Origin of the sequence: Helicobacter vulpis (assembly GCF_003660395.1) — a bacterium.
GTDB classification, from domain to species: Bacteria; Campylobacterota; Campylobacteria; order Campylobacterales; family Helicobacteraceae; genus Helicobacter; species Helicobacter vulpis.
Genome location: NZ_QXQT01000005.1, coordinates 29,610 through 45,087, shown reverse-complemented (window position 1 = coordinate 45,087; position 15,478 = coordinate 29,610). Strand labels below are relative to the sequence as shown.

The 15,478-nt window shown below is 47.8% G+C and carries 16 protein-coding genes; 14 read left to right on the top strand and 2 right to left on the bottom strand.

All coding sequences use genetic code 11. From position 1 onward, the window contains the following. The first annotated feature begins 52 nt into the window (after positions 1 to 52). The 7 genes from EAO38_RS02675 to EAO38_RS02645 are packed head-to-tail and all read left to right on the top strand — an operon-like array spanning position 53 to position 7,002. The gene (locus tag EAO38_RS02675; RefSeq protein WP_121020861.1) at positions 53 to 1,342 is read left to right on the top strand and encodes a hemolysin family protein; all 1,290 of its coding nucleotides are present in this window, start codon (positions 53 to 55) and stop codon (positions 1,340 to 1,342) included. Positions 1,343 to 1,353: 11 nt separating this feature from the next. Further along, entirely contained in the window at positions 1,354 to 2,835 is a 1,482-nt protein-coding gene (locus tag EAO38_RS02670) for a TolC family protein (RefSeq protein ID WP_121020859.1), read from the top strand. An 8-nt stretch (positions 2,836 to 2,843) separates the two neighbouring features. Then, positions 2,844 to 3,836 (top strand): HlyD family secretion protein, encoded by a 993-nt coding sequence (locus EAO38_RS02665; protein WP_121020857.1) that lies wholly within the window; start codon positions 2,844 to 2,846, stop codon positions 3,834 to 3,836. Further along, positions 3,836 to 4,894 (top strand): ABC transporter permease, encoded by a 1,059-nt coding sequence (locus EAO38_RS02660; protein ID WP_121020855.1) that lies wholly within the window; start codon positions 3,836 to 3,838, stop codon positions 4,892 to 4,894. Before EAO38_RS02665 ends, EAO38_RS02660 begins: the two co-directional genes overlap by 1 nt. Beyond that, on the top strand, positions 4,891 to 5,994 hold the full coding sequence (locus EAO38_RS02655; protein WP_121020853.1) for an ABC transporter permease: 1,104 nt from the start codon (positions 4,891 to 4,893) through the stop codon (positions 5,992 to 5,994). The genes EAO38_RS02660 and EAO38_RS02655 overlap by 4 nt, the downstream gene beginning before the upstream one ends. Then, entirely contained in the window at positions 5,987 to 6,664 is a 678-nt protein-coding gene (locus tag EAO38_RS02650) for an AzlC family ABC transporter permease (protein ID WP_121020851.1), read from the top strand. The genes EAO38_RS02655 and EAO38_RS02650 overlap by 8 nt, the downstream gene beginning before the upstream one ends. Beyond that, entirely contained in the window at positions 6,661 to 7,002 is a 342-nt protein-coding gene (locus EAO38_RS02645) for a branched-chain amino acid transporter permease (RefSeq protein WP_121020849.1), read from the top strand. Before EAO38_RS02650 ends, EAO38_RS02645 begins: the two co-directional genes overlap by 4 nt. On the opposite strand, the gene EAO38_RS02640 is transcribed toward EAO38_RS02645, so the two are convergent. Further along, positions 6,999 to 7,661 (bottom strand): outer membrane beta-barrel protein, encoded by a 663-nt coding sequence (locus tag EAO38_RS02640; RefSeq protein WP_235852479.1) that lies wholly within the window; start codon positions 7,659 to 7,661, stop codon positions 6,999 to 7,001. The two genes, EAO38_RS02645 and EAO38_RS02640, sit on opposite strands and share 4 nt — an antisense overlap. 89 nt (positions 7,662 to 7,750) lie before the next feature. Here EAO38_RS02640 and EAO38_RS02635 point away from each other — a divergent pair, with 89 nt between their 5' ends. The 6 genes from EAO38_RS02635 to EAO38_RS02615 are packed head-to-tail and all read left to right on the top strand — an operon-like array spanning position 7,751 to position 12,790. Continuing rightward, on the top strand, positions 7,751 to 8,866 hold the full coding sequence (locus EAO38_RS02635; RefSeq protein ID WP_121020847.1) for an MlaE family lipid ABC transporter permease subunit: 1,116 nt from the start codon (positions 7,751 to 7,753) through the stop codon (positions 8,864 to 8,866). A 7-nt stretch (positions 8,867 to 8,873) separates the two neighbouring features. Beyond that, positions 8,874 to 9,656, top strand: a complete 783-nt coding sequence (locus tag EAO38_RS02630) for an ABC transporter ATP-binding protein (protein ID WP_121020845.1) — start codon at positions 8,874 to 8,876, stop codon at positions 9,654 to 9,656. Further along, positions 9,641 to 10,057, top strand: coding sequence for an MlaD family protein (locus tag EAO38_RS09450; protein ID WP_407927408.1), 417 nt, complete (start codon positions 9,641 to 9,643; stop codon positions 10,055 to 10,057). Before EAO38_RS02630 ends, EAO38_RS09450 begins: the two co-directional genes overlap by 16 nt. Beyond that, positions 10,033 to 10,515, top strand: a complete 483-nt coding sequence (locus tag EAO38_RS09445) for an MlaD family protein (protein ID WP_407927407.1) — start codon at positions 10,033 to 10,035, stop codon at positions 10,513 to 10,515. The genes EAO38_RS09450 and EAO38_RS09445 overlap by 25 nt, the downstream gene beginning before the upstream one ends. Further along, positions 10,512 to 11,090 carry a hypothetical protein gene (locus EAO38_RS02620; RefSeq protein ID WP_121020843.1) on the top strand — a complete coding sequence of 193 codons (579 nt, stop codon included), beginning with the start codon at positions 10,512 to 10,514 and terminating at the stop codon, positions 11,088 to 11,090. The genes EAO38_RS09445 and EAO38_RS02620 overlap by 4 nt, the downstream gene beginning before the upstream one ends. An 8-nt stretch (positions 11,091 to 11,098) precedes the next feature. After that, positions 11,099 to 12,790, top strand: coding sequence for an SEL1-like repeat protein (locus EAO38_RS02615; RefSeq protein ID WP_121020841.1), 1,692 nt, complete (start codon positions 11,099 to 11,101; stop codon positions 12,788 to 12,790). On the opposite strand, the gene waaF is transcribed toward EAO38_RS02615, so the two are convergent. After that, positions 12,779 to 13,774, bottom strand: coding sequence for a lipopolysaccharide heptosyltransferase II (gene waaF / locus EAO38_RS02610; RefSeq protein WP_121020839.1), 996 nt, complete (start codon positions 13,772 to 13,774; stop codon positions 12,779 to 12,781). The genes EAO38_RS02615 and waaF overlap by 12 nt on opposite strands. A 155-nt stretch (positions 13,775 to 13,929) precedes the next feature. On the opposite strand from waaF, the gene EAO38_RS02605 reads away from it, so the two are divergent. Continuing rightward, positions 13,930 to 15,465, top strand: coding sequence for a methyl-accepting chemotaxis protein (locus tag EAO38_RS02605; RefSeq protein WP_235852486.1), 1,536 nt, complete (start codon positions 13,930 to 13,932; stop codon positions 15,463 to 15,465). Positions 15,466 to 15,478 lie beyond the last annotated feature (13 nt).

The window sequence follows — 15,478 nt, the reverse complement described above, 5'->3', positions numbered from 1 at the left end:
CTGTAGCTTACCTTTTTTAAGGAGACCCTTGGGGTTTTACGAGCCGATTTTAATGTTTGGATTAGCCTTGTTGTTGGTGTTGCTCAACGCCTTTTTTGTGCTGTCCGAATTTGCCATTGTTAAGGTGCGCCGCTCTAAGCTAGAGGAGCTCAGCTTGCACAATAACCAAAACGCCACCTTAGCTCTCAAAATTAACGCGTCCATCAACACCTATTTGAGCGCAACCCAGCTAGGGGTTACTTTGTCTTCTCTGGGCTTGGGCTGGCTTGGGGAGCCAGCCATCGCACATTTCATCACTCTATTGTTGAAAAAATGGTTGCATTTTGAAAGCCTGTATATTTTTGCGCACAGTTTGAGCGTAGCAATCTCCTTTAGCTTCATCACACTCTTGCACGTGATCTTGGGTGAGATCGTGCCTAAGTCCATCGCCATCGTGCGCTCAGAGAGTGTAGTATTATGGATCGCGCGCCCCTTGCACGCCTTTTGGCTCATCTCCTATCCCATTGTCAATCTCTTTGATTTCTTGGCTAAGATCGTACTAAAAGTTTTTGGGATCGAACCCCAGCATGACAGCACCCACTCAGAAGAGGAATTGAAGATTATCGTGGGCGAGAGCTTGAAAGGAGGGGTGATTGACTTTGTAGAAGAAGAGATCATTAAAAACGCGGTGGATTTTTCAGACACCAGCGCGCGCGAAGTAATGACTCCTAGAAAGGACATGGTGTGTTTGGATTTACAACGCCCCTATAAAGACAATATCCAAACCATGTTAAAAAACCCCTTCACGCGCTACCCATGTTGTGATGGCAATAAGGACAATATCTTGGGTCTGATCCATATTAAGGATGTGCTCTCGGCCTCCTTACTGGACACGAAAGAAGCCCAGAATTTCCGATATCTGCTAAAAGACATGCTCATTGTGCCAGAAAGCGCGTCTATCTCGCAAATTTTGCTCAAAATGAACAACAAGCGGGTTTATAGTGCCTTAGTGGTGGATGAATATGGGGGCACTTCTGGCTTGCTAACAATGGACGACATCATTAAGGAGATCATGGGTAATATTTCGGACGCACATGATTTGAGTAAGGAAGGTATCAAGCGTTTAGATGAAAATACCTTTGAGTGTGATGGCATGGTAGATTTAGAAAACATGGCAGAATTGCTCAAGATCAAATTTGACCCAGATTACGAACAGGTAACTTTGGGGGGGTATGTCTTTAGCTTGTTGGAGCGCTTGCCAGAGGTGGGCGATGTGGTGGGGGACGCGCATTGTATCTTTGAAGTGTTAGATATGGACAAAGCTCGAATCAAGAAGCTCAAACTCATGAAAAAGAATCTCTAAAAGGGGTACTCATGAAACTTAAATTAGCTAAAACTTTAGGTGTGTGTTGTGTCGTGGGGGGCTTGCAAGCCCAAAGTGCGTTTTTACAGGCCCCGCCACAGAGCACCACAGAGCACCCTTCCATGCTCTCTCTCAAACAGGCATGGACGATTGTCCTAGCTAATTACGATGGGATCAAAGCCCAAGACTATGCGCAACAAAAAGCCAAAAAGCTCAGTACAGCGGCCAAACTCTCTTTTCTACCCCAAATTGACTTGAGTGCCTTTTATGTCCATTTGGCCAAGCCTATCACTGTTTCTCCCTTCAAGGGCAACCAAGCCAAGATTCAAGAATTTGCCGGGGGCATGGAACGCTTTTTGAGCCAACCCGCGCTGGCGCACTTGGGCGGGGCGGCCATAGCCCAAGGCATTGGTGGGATGATGGGCATGTTAAGCCAACCTTTCCTATTCTCTAAAGAAAATGTAGTGTTGGGGGCCTTGAGCATTATCTATCCCCTTTACATGGGCGGAGCGCGCTTTTATATGAGTAAACTCGCGTCTTTAGCCCATAGGGAATCCATGGAAGTTTCGCGCCTGAAGCGACTCTCCACTTTCCAAGAATTGGTCAAAATTTACTATGGTTTGGTGCTAGATAGAGAGGTGCTAGCCGTGCTCCAAGATGTAGAAAAGGGGCATTTAAAACATTATCAAAATGCTCTGAAACGCCAAAAAGCTGGGCAGATCGCGCGCGTGGAAGCCTTGAGCGCATCGGTGGCTTATGAAAAGAGCAAGATCAAAACCATGCAAGCTGCAGACGCTCTAGAAGTCGCCACCTTAGCTTTTAACACCATTCTCTCTAAAGAAAATGCAGCAAGCCACTTTGCCCCCAGTGCGAATTTAGACATTCACCCCAAACATTTGCCTAATTTAAACTTCTTTGTCCAAGAGACCTTGAGTTCTTACCCCGTGCTCAAAAGCTTGGCCATCAAACGCAAGAGCGCGCACGAAATGGTAAAATTAGAGGCCTCCAAATTTCTACCCCATTTTAATTTCTTTGGGGCCTACATCATGAAAGAAAATAATTCCACTTTCATGGACATGGTGCCCCAGTGGTTTGTGGGTGTGGGGGCACGCCTGCCCATCCTGACCCCCACAGGGCGGATCATGCACTACCAAGCGGCTAGAATCGATGAGTTGCAAACCAGCGCGCTACAAAGCCAAGCTAAGAAAGACATGGAATTGCTGGTGCATAAAACTTACTTGCAATGCCAATCTTATTTAAAAGAGTACCAAAGTCTCAACACTAGCATTGAGCTGGCTAAAGAAAATTTAAAATTACAAGAAGAGGCCTTTAATCAGGGCATGGGGACAAACTCCTTAGTCGTGGACGCACGCAACTCACTTTCGGGCATTTTGGTAGAACAAAAGACGAGTGCGTTCAAATACATCAGCGCGCTTGTGGATTTGATGGCTCTTGGGGATCACATCGATCTCTTTTATGATTACGCGCACTAGGATAAGACATGGCTAGCACAGCAGATAAAAAACCCTTAGTTCTTATTTTAACGATCTTGATCGCCCTAGGGATTTTGGGGTGGCTTGGCAAGCTCTATTACCAAGCCTATAGCCACAAGGTAGAACGGCTACAAGGCTTTATAGAAGCTAGGGAGTATAGCGTGAGCTCCAAGTTGGCCGGACGCATCGAAAGCGTGGTGGTTAAAAAAGGCGATCAGATCAAAAAAGGCGCATTAGTTTTTACCATCCATAGCCCCGAGGCCGAAGCCAAGCTATTACAAGCGAGCTCGAGCCACAAAGCCGCAGTCGCTTTGCGCGATGAAGTGTTAAAGGGAAGTCGCAACCAAACTATCAAAAGTGCCAAAGATGTCTACCAAGCCGCCAAAGCCCGCAGCGATCTAGCCCAGGAAACCTATAAGCGTGTGCAAGAGCTCTATGATAAAGGCGTGGCGAGTTTACAAAAACGCGATGAGGCCTATGCAGCCTTCCAAAGTGCCAATTACAATAAAGAGGCCGCTTTCCAACAATACCAGCTAGCGCGCGAGGGGGCTAGTCAAGAGAGCAAAATCGCGGCTAAAGAAAAAGCCCAAGCCGCCTTAGGGCAGCTCAATGAAGTGCAGGTTTTCCTGCGTGATAAGAATGCTTATAGCCCCATTGATGGGGAGGTGAGCAATGTCTTACTCTATAGCGGGGAGTTGAGCCCTAAGGGGTTTCCAGTCGTCTTAGTAACAGACACCGCACATGCGTGGTTGAATTTGAGTGTGCCGGAGAAATACCTAAAACAATTCAATGTGGGGTCTGTTTTTAAGGGCTATGTACCCGCCTTGGATCAAACTCTAGAGTTCAAAGTTACCTATGTGAGCGTGATGGGAGATTTTGCTACATGGAAAAGCACGAGTAGTAGCAAGAGTTATGACATGCGCTCTTTTAGCATTGAGGCTACCCCTTTGAGTGAGATGGCGCGCTTGCGGGTGGGCATGAGTGTCTTGGTTAACCCTTGATGTGGTCTAGAATCAAGCAGGATACCTATGGTCTCACGCTGTGCTTGGGCGTGCCTTTGTTATTATGGGCGTTGTTGACTGGCATCTTCTACAAAGAGCTCCCCACCAAACTCCCCATTGGGATCGTGGATTTAGATCACAGCCACCTAAGTCAAGAGATCACCAGTGCTTTAAACGCCAATAGTTATCTTTTTTTGAAACATTTTTACCCTTCTTTGAGCGATGCCAAAGCAGATTTGGATAGCAAAAAAATTTATGGGGCGGTGGTGCTCAATAAGGATTTAGAACGCCATGTCAAGTTAGGAATCAAAACCCCCGTGGTACTTTACTACGATGCCGAATTTGTCCTAGTGGGCAAGGCGATTTTGAGCGCTTTTACCCAAACCTTGATGACCTTGAATGTGAAAAATGATGTCGCTAGAAACTTAGGCACACAGGGCGATTTTAACACCGCTAAAGCCCTAGCCTTCCCCTTGCATGCCAACATCCATGCCCTTTACAACCAGAACAATAACTACGCACAATTCCTATTGGGGGTGATCCTGCCCTGTATGTGGCAAATTCTCATCGCCTTAGGCATGCTGAATTTCTTACAACACAGCACCACCACCTTACAAGCCTTTGGCGCGTTATGGCTCAATACCTGCATTTTTAGCCTATGGGGAATTCTCATGTTAGGGTTTTTAAAGCCTTATTACGCACATTTGTGGTTGCTTTTAGGTGGGGTGGTGTTGATGGTGCTGAGTATTTCTAGCGTGGTTTTAGCCCTGCACGCTCTATTAGGCGATCCTATTAGAAGTACTTCGGTGGTTGCTGCGTATACCGCCCCCTCTTTGGCCTTTGTGGGAGTTACCTATCCGGTGAACAACATGAATGCGTTGGGCGAGTTTTGGGGGTCTTTATTGCCCGTGAGTTACTTTATTAAGGCCTTGATCGCCTTGGCACATTATAGCGATGGGGTGGTTTTGGCTTGGCAATCCCTGTTAAAAATGGGGCTGTTCATGCTATTTTTGCCCCTTGGGTTGTGCTTGTGGTATTTGAAAGAGAAAAAGACATGAGAGTATTTTTAAACGAGTTTAAGGCCATTTTTACACATGCTGGGGTGCGCTTTATTATCATCGTAGGTCCCTTGTTTTATGCTTTTCTCTACCCCTTGCCCTATAAAAACGACATTGTAACGGGCCAACCAATCGTACTAGTAGACTTGGATCAAAGCACACTTTCTAGGCGGCTCATGCGCATGTTAGAAAGCACGCCCAGTATCCACATCACGCATTTTTCCCAATCTCCCCAAGAAGCCAAGAGATTGCTAGAAACTGAACAAGTCTATGGGATCGTATTGATCCCTAAGTTCTTTGAGCGCGCCATTTACACCAGTACCCCCGCGCGTGTGGAGCTCTACACCAATGCGAACTATTTTTTGATCTACAGCGCAATTGCCAACGCAGTGGTGGACGTGTTGGATACCCTAAGCGATGCCATTAAAACCCACAAAAGCTTGTTTGAAAGTGAGATCGCCAAAGAACATAATCTCCTTTCCTTGCAAACCATTCCCCTTTATAACCCTTCTGTGGGCTATCTCAATTACGCAATTGCCAATGTCTTTATTTTTATTTTACACCAAACTTTGCTCATGGGCACTAGCATGCTCACCTGTGCGCAGGGGCGCGTTGTCTCCCATTTTTCAAGCGCTCTGCGTTTAATGTGGGTACGCTGTGTGTGTTTTAGCGTGATCTACGCCTTTTTAGCCCTCCTGTACTTGGGGGTGTTGTTTCCCTATTATGGGATTCACATCCATGCTAACCCCTCTGTCTTGTTGGGTTTCATGCTGGTGTTTTTAATGAGCACGGCGAGCTGTGGGGTGGTGTTGGGTACTTTTGTGCGTAAGGGCACACAGGCCGCCCAGATTGTGCTGATCTCTTCCTTACCCCTAGTCTTTATGATGGGCTTTATTTGGCCTTTAGAACTGATGCCTCGCTTTTTGCGCCTGCTTTTGCAAATTGTACCCGCCTACCATGGCATTTCCTCTATGGTGATGTTAAACCAACTAGGCGCGCCCTTGAGCGCGGCTTTTTCCCATGTAATCTATTTAGTGGGGATTCTTGGGCTGGCCTTATGCGTGGGGGCGTGGCGGCTCTCAAGAAAAACCCATGCCTAGCTCTTTAGCCTTTAAAGAAGCGTTTCCCCACACCATCCCTCTACTGGTAGGCTTTATTCTAGTAGGCGCAACCTTTGGAGTGTTGGTGCAACAGGCGGGGTATGGGTTTTGGGTGGCGGTTTTTATGAGTGTATTCATCTACGCGGGGGCGGTGCAATTTTTAGTGGTGGGTTTGTTGAGCGCGCATGCGGACATGCTCAATATCTTTCTCTTGGTGGCCCTGCTCAACGCGCGTCAAATCTGCTATGCCATCGCGATGCTAGAGCCCTTTAACAAGACGCGCGGGCGCATCTACTACTTAGCACACACCCTCACAGATGAAAGCTTTTCGCTATTGGCCTTGGTCAAGCCCAAGCAGAGCGATCCTCAAGACTTCATGTTGGCGATTTCTATGCTCAATCAAATTTATTGGGTGGTGGGAACGGCCTTAGGGGCGCTCTTGGGGGAAGGGTTTACCCTGAATGTGGAGGGCATTTCTTTCATCGTAACCGGGACTTTTTTGGTGATCTTTATGGAGCAATGGAAGGCAACGCAACGCCATGCCCCCGCACTCATTGGGCTTTTGAGCGCGCTGGGCTGTTTTCTTCTCTTTGGCAAAGTCCATTTTCTCTTGCCCACCTTGTTGGTGATGGTTTGTATTCTCATTTTCTTTAAAAGGCGTTTGGAATGAGCGATCTCTATGTGTGGTCTGTCCTCATCATCACAGTCGCCACCACCTATTTTATCCGCATCTTCCCCTTTTTGCTCTTTAATGCCAAACGCCCCGCGCCCAAAATATTGCTCTATCTGGGGCGGGTTTTGAGTTTGGGCGTGGTGGGCATGCTCATTGTCTACAGCCTTAAGGATACGCCCTTTTCTAGCCCCCCTTATGGGCTTAATGAAGTGCTGGCAGTGGGCTGTGTGGTGCTCTTGCATGTGTTTTTGCGTGTCTTCGCCTTGAGCGTCATCGGGGGTACTGCGCTTTACATGTGGTTGGTACAAAGCGCGATCCTCGCGCAATTCTTTTAGAATTTGTAAAGGTACATGCAATTGAACATCAAGGAGGTTTCAAAGCGCTTGGAGGCGAGTAAAGTTTTATTAGTCGGCAAGAGTTTTACGCCGATTTCAATGCGGTGTCTGGTGTAAAGGGTGAGGGCAATCCCTCCCTGCACAATGAGTCCAGCCGTGTAGATGACATGCTTGTTTTTAAAACTAAAATCCGCGTCGTCGGTGTAGATCACCGCCCCCAAACCCGCCCCCCCATAGAGCCCTAGAAAATGCTGGTAAGAGCGGGTCAAAGGGATTTCTAAAGGGATTTCTAAGCCCACACTGGCCACGCCATAAAAAGAGTTAGAGGGGTTGTACTTGGAACGCCAATTCACGCTAGAAGTGGCCAAGTCCAACGCGATAAACCCGCGCAACCCGATGTAATTTTTAAAGAAAGTCTGCAGCCCTCCCTTGAAACTCAAAATGGCCGGGAAGCTCTTTAATTTGGTGTTTTTATAATCCTTTTTGATATTGATCATCCCAAAGCCCATGCCAAAATACCCGCCATTTTTCAATTTGAGTTGTTTGTGTTGGTTATACAGACGGGTGTAGGTGTCCTGTTCTTTGAGCCACATCTTTTCTTGCGCACCCAAGGCAATTTGCAAACCCCAACCCAACAAGACAATCTGCGCACGCTTCAAATCTACTACCCATTGTGCTTTTCTTTTATTGTATAATAGCACAAGCTCCCATGATTTAAATGTGGATCACTTTTGCGTTAAGGGACCTTGTGATTGCAACAGCGCCTGTAGGTTATGTGAAATCGGACACGCTTTTTTTGCGCGGATATTGGAATTTTAAGACCCCCGCAAGCGCGCTCAAACAGCTAGAACGCGTGATTAAAGCCGCCCCCCCAATCAGAGCCATTGATTTTAAAGAAGTGGAGGGTTTGGATTTTGTCTTTTTGATGTTGCTCTATGACCTCTTGGGGCGCAAAAAACCCGCCTTCTTAAACGCCAATATCTACAATGGGCGCGTGTTGGAGGTGGTGGAGAGCTGGGTAAAAGAAGACCCCAGCATTTTATATCAAGAACACGCAAGCCGCCCCAAGCGCAACCCTTTAGAGAAGTTGGGTAAGAGCGTGGCCTGCTTTTTCAACACCGTGCTCAACACCTTTAACTTTTGTGGCATGGTGCTTTACTTCTTAGGGCGCGCTTTGATCAAACCCAAAACCCTATGCCTGACCCCTTTGATTCACCACATTCACGAAAGTGGGTTTAAGGTTTTGCCTGTGAGCATTTTGACCGTCTTTGTGGTGGGCTTTGCGATCGCCTTGCAGGGGGCGATCCAATTGCAAGATTTGGGCTTTCCCTTGATGAGTATTGAGATGACGGCCAAGCTAGCCCTAAGAGAGATGGGGCCTTTTATTTTAACCTTAGTGGTGGCCGGGCGCAGCGCCTCTAGTTTTACCGCCCAAATTGGGGTGATGAAGATCACCGAAGAATTAGACGCCATGCACACTATGGGGCTTAACCCCTTTGCATGGTTGGTTCTACCTAGGGTGTTGGCCTTGGTGATTGTGATGCCCTTGATGGTCTTTATTGCCGATGCCTTTGCGCTCTTGGGGGCGATGGTGGCCATTAAATACCAACTAGGCATCACCTTTAGCCACTATGTGGCGCGCTTGCATGAAAATGTGGGCTTGAGCCATTTTTTTGTGGGGCTCATCAAGGCCCCCTTTTGGGGGTTTGCCATCGCGCTAGTGGGGTGCATGCGTGGGTTTGAGGTGAAGGGAGACACCGAGTCCATAGGCACGCTCACCACCATTAGCGTGGTGAACGCGCTCTTTTGGATCATCTTCTTAAACGCCCTTTTTTCTGTCATCTTTAGTAAACTCAATATGTAGGCATGGCATGGTAGACAATTTACCCCGTTTGATTGAAGTGCAGGATCTATACACCGCCTATGGCGATCATGTCATTCATAGAGGTGTGAGTTTCTCGGTTTACCAAGGGGAGGTTTTGGCGATTTTGGGGGGGAGTGGGAGCGGGAAGAGCACCCTTTTAAGGAGTATGATCTTGCTCAACAAGCCCATCAAGGGTACTATCCGCATTTTTGGCATGGACATTTGGAAACTCAAGGATTCAGAACGCTACAAATTTTTTCATCGGATTGGGATGTTGTTTCAATTTGGCGCGCTTTATAGCTCTTTGAGCGTACTAGAAAATGTGGGGATCATGCTCGAAGAGCACAGTGCCTATCCTAAGAACAATATTGTAGAAATCTCTAAAATGTGGTTGGATCGCGTGGGATTGAGCAAACAGGTTTACCACCTCTACCCCTATGAGCTCAGTGGGGGGATGAAAAAGCGCGTGGGGCTAGCAAGGGCGATGGCGACCAATCCGGATATTTTGTTCTTGGATGAACCCACCAGCGGGCTAGACCCCTACTCCGCGGATAAATTTGACGCGTTGATTCTCTCGCTCAAAGAGGCTTTAAAGCTCACCGTGGTGATGATCACCCATGATCTAGACTCCATTAAAAACGCCGTGGATCGTTTTATCATGCTCAAGGACGGCTTGATTAGTTTTGATGGCAATTTGGCAGAGTTTGTGCAACACACCAAAGAAGTACCCCTAGAAGAGGGCAATTTATTCAATTCTACACGAGGAGAGAAATTTTGGAAAGGCATGTAAATTACACGCTCATTGGGGGGATTTTTTTAGCCTGCATCGCCTCTATGGTGGTTTTTATCCTATGGTTGGGGCATGTCAATTTTGAAGAAGAGGATTACTTGCGCTATGTGGTTTACACGGACAAGGATTTAGGCGGGATAGGGGCCAACACGCCCATCAATTACAAGGGGATTCAAATTGGTGTGATCAGGAGTGTGGGTTTTGACCCCCAACGCTTAGGGGTGGTCAAACTCGTCATTGACATTAAAAGCAAAGTCCCCGTTAGTAAAGACGCGATGCTCAAAGTGGATTCACAGGGTTTGGTGGGCATGAAGTATTTGAGTCTCATTCAGGGCAGCTCAAAAGAATTCTATAGCAAAAAGGACTCTGAGCGGATTTGCATTATGAGCAGAGCTTTTTAGAAAAACTCAGCAATAGCGCGGGGCATATCTCCAATGAAGTACTAGATATTATCAAAAACATCGATCGCATCCTAAGCCCTGAGAATATTGAAAATATCCACAAGATCATCGCATCCATACAACAGACCACACAGGGGCTAGACACCACAAGGGCTAATTTAGATCGCCTGCTCATTGAGGCGCGCGCGACTCTGCAAAAAGGCGATGCGCTTTTTGCCAAGGGAGATATCCTCTTTGCCAAGGGCAACACGCTCTTACAGCACAGCGATCAGTTGATCCTAGATGTGGATCAAAAGGTCCAAAAGGGGCAATTTGACCTGAAAACCATGTTAACGCCCTTGCTGATGCAGGCAGAATTGAGTTTGCGCAATGTGGATCAATTCGTGCAGAAAGGCTCTTTAATCATGGACAAATTTGAGGCCAATCCCTATAAGACACTCTTTGGAGAGCACAAATGAGGCTGTGGTTTTGGACACTCTTAGCGCCCTTGCTTACCGGGTGCTTGAATCTCAATCTCAAGCAGGCCCTGCCTGAAATTAGTTATTACGATCTCAATGTGCAAAAAACGCCCCCCATGTGCGCCAAGCCTAAAAATGTGGCTTTAGTGGGGGTGTTGGGCGCGGATCTCATCAACACCAAGGACATTTTACTCAAACACGCCAATGGGCGAATCGAACGCAGTGTGCGCGAAAAATTCGCAGACCTGCCCATCAATATGCTCAAAAATATGCTCATCTTAGAAGCGGTACGCCAATGCATTATGGTGAGTGTGCCCCCTAGTAGTGCCCATGTGGGCTTGAAACTCCATGTGCTTTGGCTAGGGTTTGTTCAAGATAAGGGCATCTATCGCGCCCAGATCGTGCTCTCTGCAGACACGGGGGTGCAAAGCTTTATGGCCCTTAAAAGCCAAGAGGTGGCCTTAAAGTTTGAGGGCAAAGAGTTGGCCATTCCCACACAAGCCATTCTAGCGCTCCAGCAGGTCAGCGCGCAGGCCATCGCGCAGATCCTCGCCCAAGTCAAAGCCAGTTTATAAGGAAATGCATGCAAAAACGCGAACAAATCACCCACGCAGAAGACGCTTTTGAGCAGGCCTTACAAGAGGATTTAGAATCCAAAGACGAGGAAAGCCAGCCTAGTCTCTATAAAGATTTTTTAACAATGGCCCATCAGGCCTATAGAGCGCGCCATTACGAAGAAGCGCTAGCCAGTTACCAGCACGCCGCTGGACTTGGGAGCTCTAGGGCTTTGATCTATTTGGGGGTGATGTATGCCAATGGGAGGGGAGTGGCCCAAGACAACGCCAAGGCGCTAGATTATTTCCAACAAGCGGCTAATTTGGGCGACAGCCAGGGTTTTGTCAATTTGGGAGTGATGTATAACTTGGGTAAGGGCGTTAAAAAAGATTATCAAAAAGCCCTAGACTATTTTAAGCATGGGGCGAGTTTAGAGGATGTAAACGCTTTAAATTACATGGGTTTGATGTATCGCACGGGCAATGGGGTAGGGGTGGATTATGCCAAGGCCTTAGAATTCTACCAAGAGGCTGCAGAGCGCGGGAGTACCAAGGCCTTGGTGAGCTTGGGGAGTATGTACTATGCCGGGCAGGGGGTGGCTAAAGACTATGCCCGTGCGCTGGAGTATTTCCAACAGGCGGCCGATTTGGGCGATGCGCGCGCGTCCTATAATCTAGCGATCATGTATGAGAATGGGGAGGGAGTGGAAAAAAACATAGAAAAATCCCTAGAGCTTTTTAAGGAATCAGCTCAATCCGGCTTTGCTAAAGCCACTTGTACCTTAGCTAGCATGTATGAAAGAGGAGAGGGAGTACAAAAAGATATGGACAAGGCGATCGCGCTGTACCAAGAAGCCGGAGAGATGGGCGATGCGGACGCGCTGTCTAGCTTGGCCACTTTATACCGCACGGGTAAGGGCGTGGAGCAGGATAAATACACAGCCATTGCTTATTACAAAGAGGCGGCCGATTTGGGCGATGCGCAGGCTTTTGCCAATTTGAGCGCGATGAACACACAGGTGAGCGATCAGAAGGCGCAAACACTTTACAATCTAGGCGTGGTCTATGCTAATGGGCAGGGCATGCCCAAAGACGAGGCTAAGGCTTTGGATTATTTTCAACAAGCAGCCAAACTTGGGCATGCTAAGGCCAACTACAATTTAGGCGTGATTTATAATAAAGGGCTGGGCGTGGACAAGGACACGATTCAAGCCTTTTCTTACTTTCAAGAGGCCGCCAAATTGGGCGATGACAAGGCCTACTATAACCTGGGGGTGATGTGCGAATATGGCAAGGGCACTAATCAGGATATTCCCCAGGCTATTCTCTATTTTGAAGAGGCGGCTAAAATGGATAACGCTAACGCCTTGCACCATTTGGGCTCTCTCTACCATGTGGGTAAGGGGGTGGAGAAAGATATCCCAAAAGCCTTTGGGTATTTTCATAAAGCCGCCCAACTAGGTTCGATCAAGGATTGTTACAATGTGGGAGTAATGTATAGCAAGGGCGAGGGGGTGGAGCGCGATATCCAACAAGCGATCACCTTTTTTCAAAAAGCCGCCGATGAGGGGAATTCTAACGCGATGTATAACATGGGCGTGATCTACTATCAGGGCGAGGGGGTGGATAAGGACTTGAACAAGGCTAAAGATTGTTTCAAACGCGCGAGCAAATTTGGCAATAAAAAGGCACAAGAAGTCCTAAAGACCCTAGAGGGGTAAGCCTAATAAAGCACGGGCTTGATCAATCACCTCCTCAGGGGTGATCTCTTGCATGCACGCATGGGGTTGTATAGCCCCCCCGCTTTTAAGAGGGCAGACGCGCTTTTTACAGGGCGCACAGGGCAGGTTTTTAGAAATGAGGCGCGCGCGTGGGTGGTGCCATGGGCTGGTCTCTTGCATGTCAGTAGGTCCAAAAAGGGCAATTAAGGGGGTTTGCAAAGCGGTGGCGATGTGCATCGGTCCGCTATCATTGGTGATAAAGAGATCAAGGGTGGCTAACATGGCAATGAGTTCTGGCAAAGTGGTTTGGTTGCAAAGATTGATGAGCTTAGGATCACTCCCAATGAGGCGCGCAATTGCGCCCACCACCTCTAAATCCCCCTGCGCGCCAAAGAGATAGACCTCATAGCCTTGATCTAGAAAATACGCCCCCACTTGGGCAAAAGACTCTACACTCCAACGCTTCGCGCTCCCATAAGCCGCCCCCGGATTGAGACCGATACGCTTAGAGGTTTTTGGAAGGGTTGGGGCAAGGAGTTTAAGCGCGGGGGGATTGGGATTTAAATGGGGGATACAAGTGCTTAAAAGGTGGTAATAACGCTCCACTTGGTGGGTGTTTAAAGGGGTTTTGAGCGCGTGGGTGAGTAAGGAGGTGCGCCCGAATTTGGCATAGCCTATGCGTGTGGGTGTTTTGGTAAGGTAGAGCAATAGCGCGCTGTAAAAGTGGTTGGTGAGCGTGATTGCCAAATCACAAGCCCCAATGCGTTGGGCTAGCCTGTAAGTGGCTAATAGGCGACTCTTGGCTTGCTTGGTGTTGTCTATAATAGGGGTGGTGTTAGGGTAGTCTTTAAAGAGCGCGCACACCACAGCAGAGCCCACCAGAATGAACGCGCTGTCTTGATAATGAGAGCGCAGAGTTTCAAGCATAGGGGTGGCCATCACCCCATCACCTAGCCAATTGGGCAAACGCAGTAGAATTTTCATGTCAAGTCTCTTTGAAGTTGTCCACGCCGCCCTGCATTAACGGCCTGTGCAAAATAATCCGTTATAATAGCCAAACTCACCTGACACGGATGGATGTATTGAAGAGCATAAAAACTAAAGCAACAATCTATGCCATAGCGGGGTTTTTGTTGGTCATGGGGGTGGTTTATGCGTCCTTACGCGTGGGTTATGAGAGGCTGGCCACCAAGCAGAGTGTAGAACTCATCCATGTCTTAAACCAAGCCTTGATGAATAGTGTAAAAGAAGCCGCTCTTACCGGGGACCCCGAGCAACTCAAGCGTACCATTCAAGATAGCACCAGCATTGAGGGGGCGCATGTGAGTTTTGTACCCTCTAAAGAAGTGATCGCCCTCTTTGGTTTGAACGAACCCTTTACCAATGATGCAGAGATGCAACAAATCTTCAAAAACAGAGACCCCCAAAGACGCACCCGTCTGATGTCTGAAGGGGGGCAACATTATATTTTGTTGCGCCAACCCTTTATCGCTGATAAACTTTGTTTGAGCTGCCATGTTAATTCCCAATTAGGCGATGTGATTGCGATCTTAAATGTCCAATTTGATCTAACCAAAACCTACGATCAGATCTTTAGCAACACTCTTAAAACACTGGCCTATATTTTAGGGGTTTTCTTAGGGATCAGTTTGATCATGTTTGTGGTAGTAGAAAAAGACCTTTTTAGACCTTTGGGGCGTTTAAGACGCATGGCAGGCAGGCTCACCCAGAGCAAGGAAGCCGATCTAACCCAACGCCTAGAAAGCAAGGTCTTAGATGAGGTGGGGAGCACTTCACACTTCTTCAATCTCTTTATCCAAAAGATCCAAGAGATCGTGCAGAGCGGGAAAAACATTCTCTCTTCTAATATCGCCATTAGCCACTCCATCAAAGAGACTTCTCAAAGTTTGCAGTCTAATGAGATTCATGAAACCACCAGCATTGAGACCATGCACCAACTCAGCCAAGAGGTGGAGAAAAACTCTAGCGCAGCCCTAGACTTGCTTGAGCGCGCCACGACCACGATTCAGAGCGCAGATCGCATGATGCAGGAGTTTAGCCAAAGCATGACCGGCTATGTGCAACTCTCCCTAGATGCCTCTAAAAACCAGATTGAGATCGCCAACGATTCCACAACCCTCATCACGCAAGCCAATGAGATCAAGGGAGTGTTGTCCATCATTGAGAGCATCGCCAACCAAACCAATTTATTAGCCCTGAACGCCGCCATTGAAGCCGCGCGCGCGGGCGAACATGGGCGCGGCTTTGCCGTGGTGGCTGATGAAGTGCGCAAATTAGCCGAGCAAACCCAAAAATCTTTGGCGCAAATTGCGAGCATGGTCAATTTTGTTACCCAAAGCATTGAGGACATGGGTAGTCGTGTCAAAAAGATCGCCCTAGAATCTGAGCAAATCTCTAGCGAGGCTTCTGGTTTGGTGGATCGAATCGATGGGGTAAAAGAGAGCCTGTCTATTTCTAAGCAAACCTCCCTAGAGGCGATTACAAGCAATCAAGAGATTTGCCACAAAATCCAAGAGATCGCCAAAGTTACCCAAGATTTAGTAGACATGTTCAAGGGCATGAAGAGCGAGCGCGCAAAGTTAGAGGGCAATGTTAAAGAAATGCTCAATAACAACGCCCAGCTAGATTCAGAGTTTTCTAAGTTCAAAGTGTGAGGCTTTTAAGAGG

Bases quoted from the DNA above. Each gene is read 5' to 3' on its own strand.
- EAO38_RS02660 (WP_121020855.1), top strand. From the start codon at position 3,836: ATGTGGTCTAGAATCAAGCAGGATACCTATGGTCTCACGCTGTGCTTG.
- EAO38_RS02620 (WP_121020843.1), top strand. From the start codon at position 10,512: ATGAGGCTGTGGTTTTGGACACTCTTAGCGCCCTTGCTTACCGGGTGC.
- EAO38_RS02605 (WP_235852486.1), top strand. From the start codon at position 13,930: ATGGGGGTGGTTTATGCGTCCTTACGCGTGGGTTATGAGAGGCTGGCC.
- waaF (WP_121020839.1), bottom strand. From the start codon at position 13,774: ATGAAAATTCTACTGCGTTTGCCCAATTGGCTAGGTGATGGGGTGATG.
- EAO38_RS02645 (WP_121020849.1), top strand. From the start codon at position 6,661: ATGAGCGATCTCTATGTGTGGTCTGTCCTCATCATCACAGTCGCCACC.
- EAO38_RS02665 (WP_121020857.1), top strand. From the start codon at position 2,844: ATGGCTAGCACAGCAGATAAAAAACCCTTAGTTCTTATTTTAACGATC.
- EAO38_RS02615 (WP_121020841.1), top strand. From the start codon at position 11,099: ATGCAAAAACGCGAACAAATCACCCACGCAGAAGACGCTTTTGAGCAG.
- EAO38_RS02630 (WP_121020845.1), top strand. From the start codon at position 8,874: ATGGTAGACAATTTACCCCGTTTGATTGAAGTGCAGGATCTATACACC.
- EAO38_RS02670 (WP_121020859.1), top strand. From the start codon at position 1,354: ATGAAACTTAAATTAGCTAAAACTTTAGGTGTGTGTTGTGTCGTGGGG.
- EAO38_RS02655 (WP_121020853.1), top strand. From the start codon at position 4,891: ATGAGAGTATTTTTAAACGAGTTTAAGGCCATTTTTACACATGCTGGG.
- EAO38_RS02650 (WP_121020851.1), top strand. From the start codon at position 5,987: ATGCCTAGCTCTTTAGCCTTTAAAGAAGCGTTTCCCCACACCATCCCT.
- EAO38_RS02675 (WP_121020861.1), top strand. From the start codon at position 53: ATGTTTGGATTAGCCTTGTTGTTGGTGTTGCTCAACGCCTTTTTTGTG.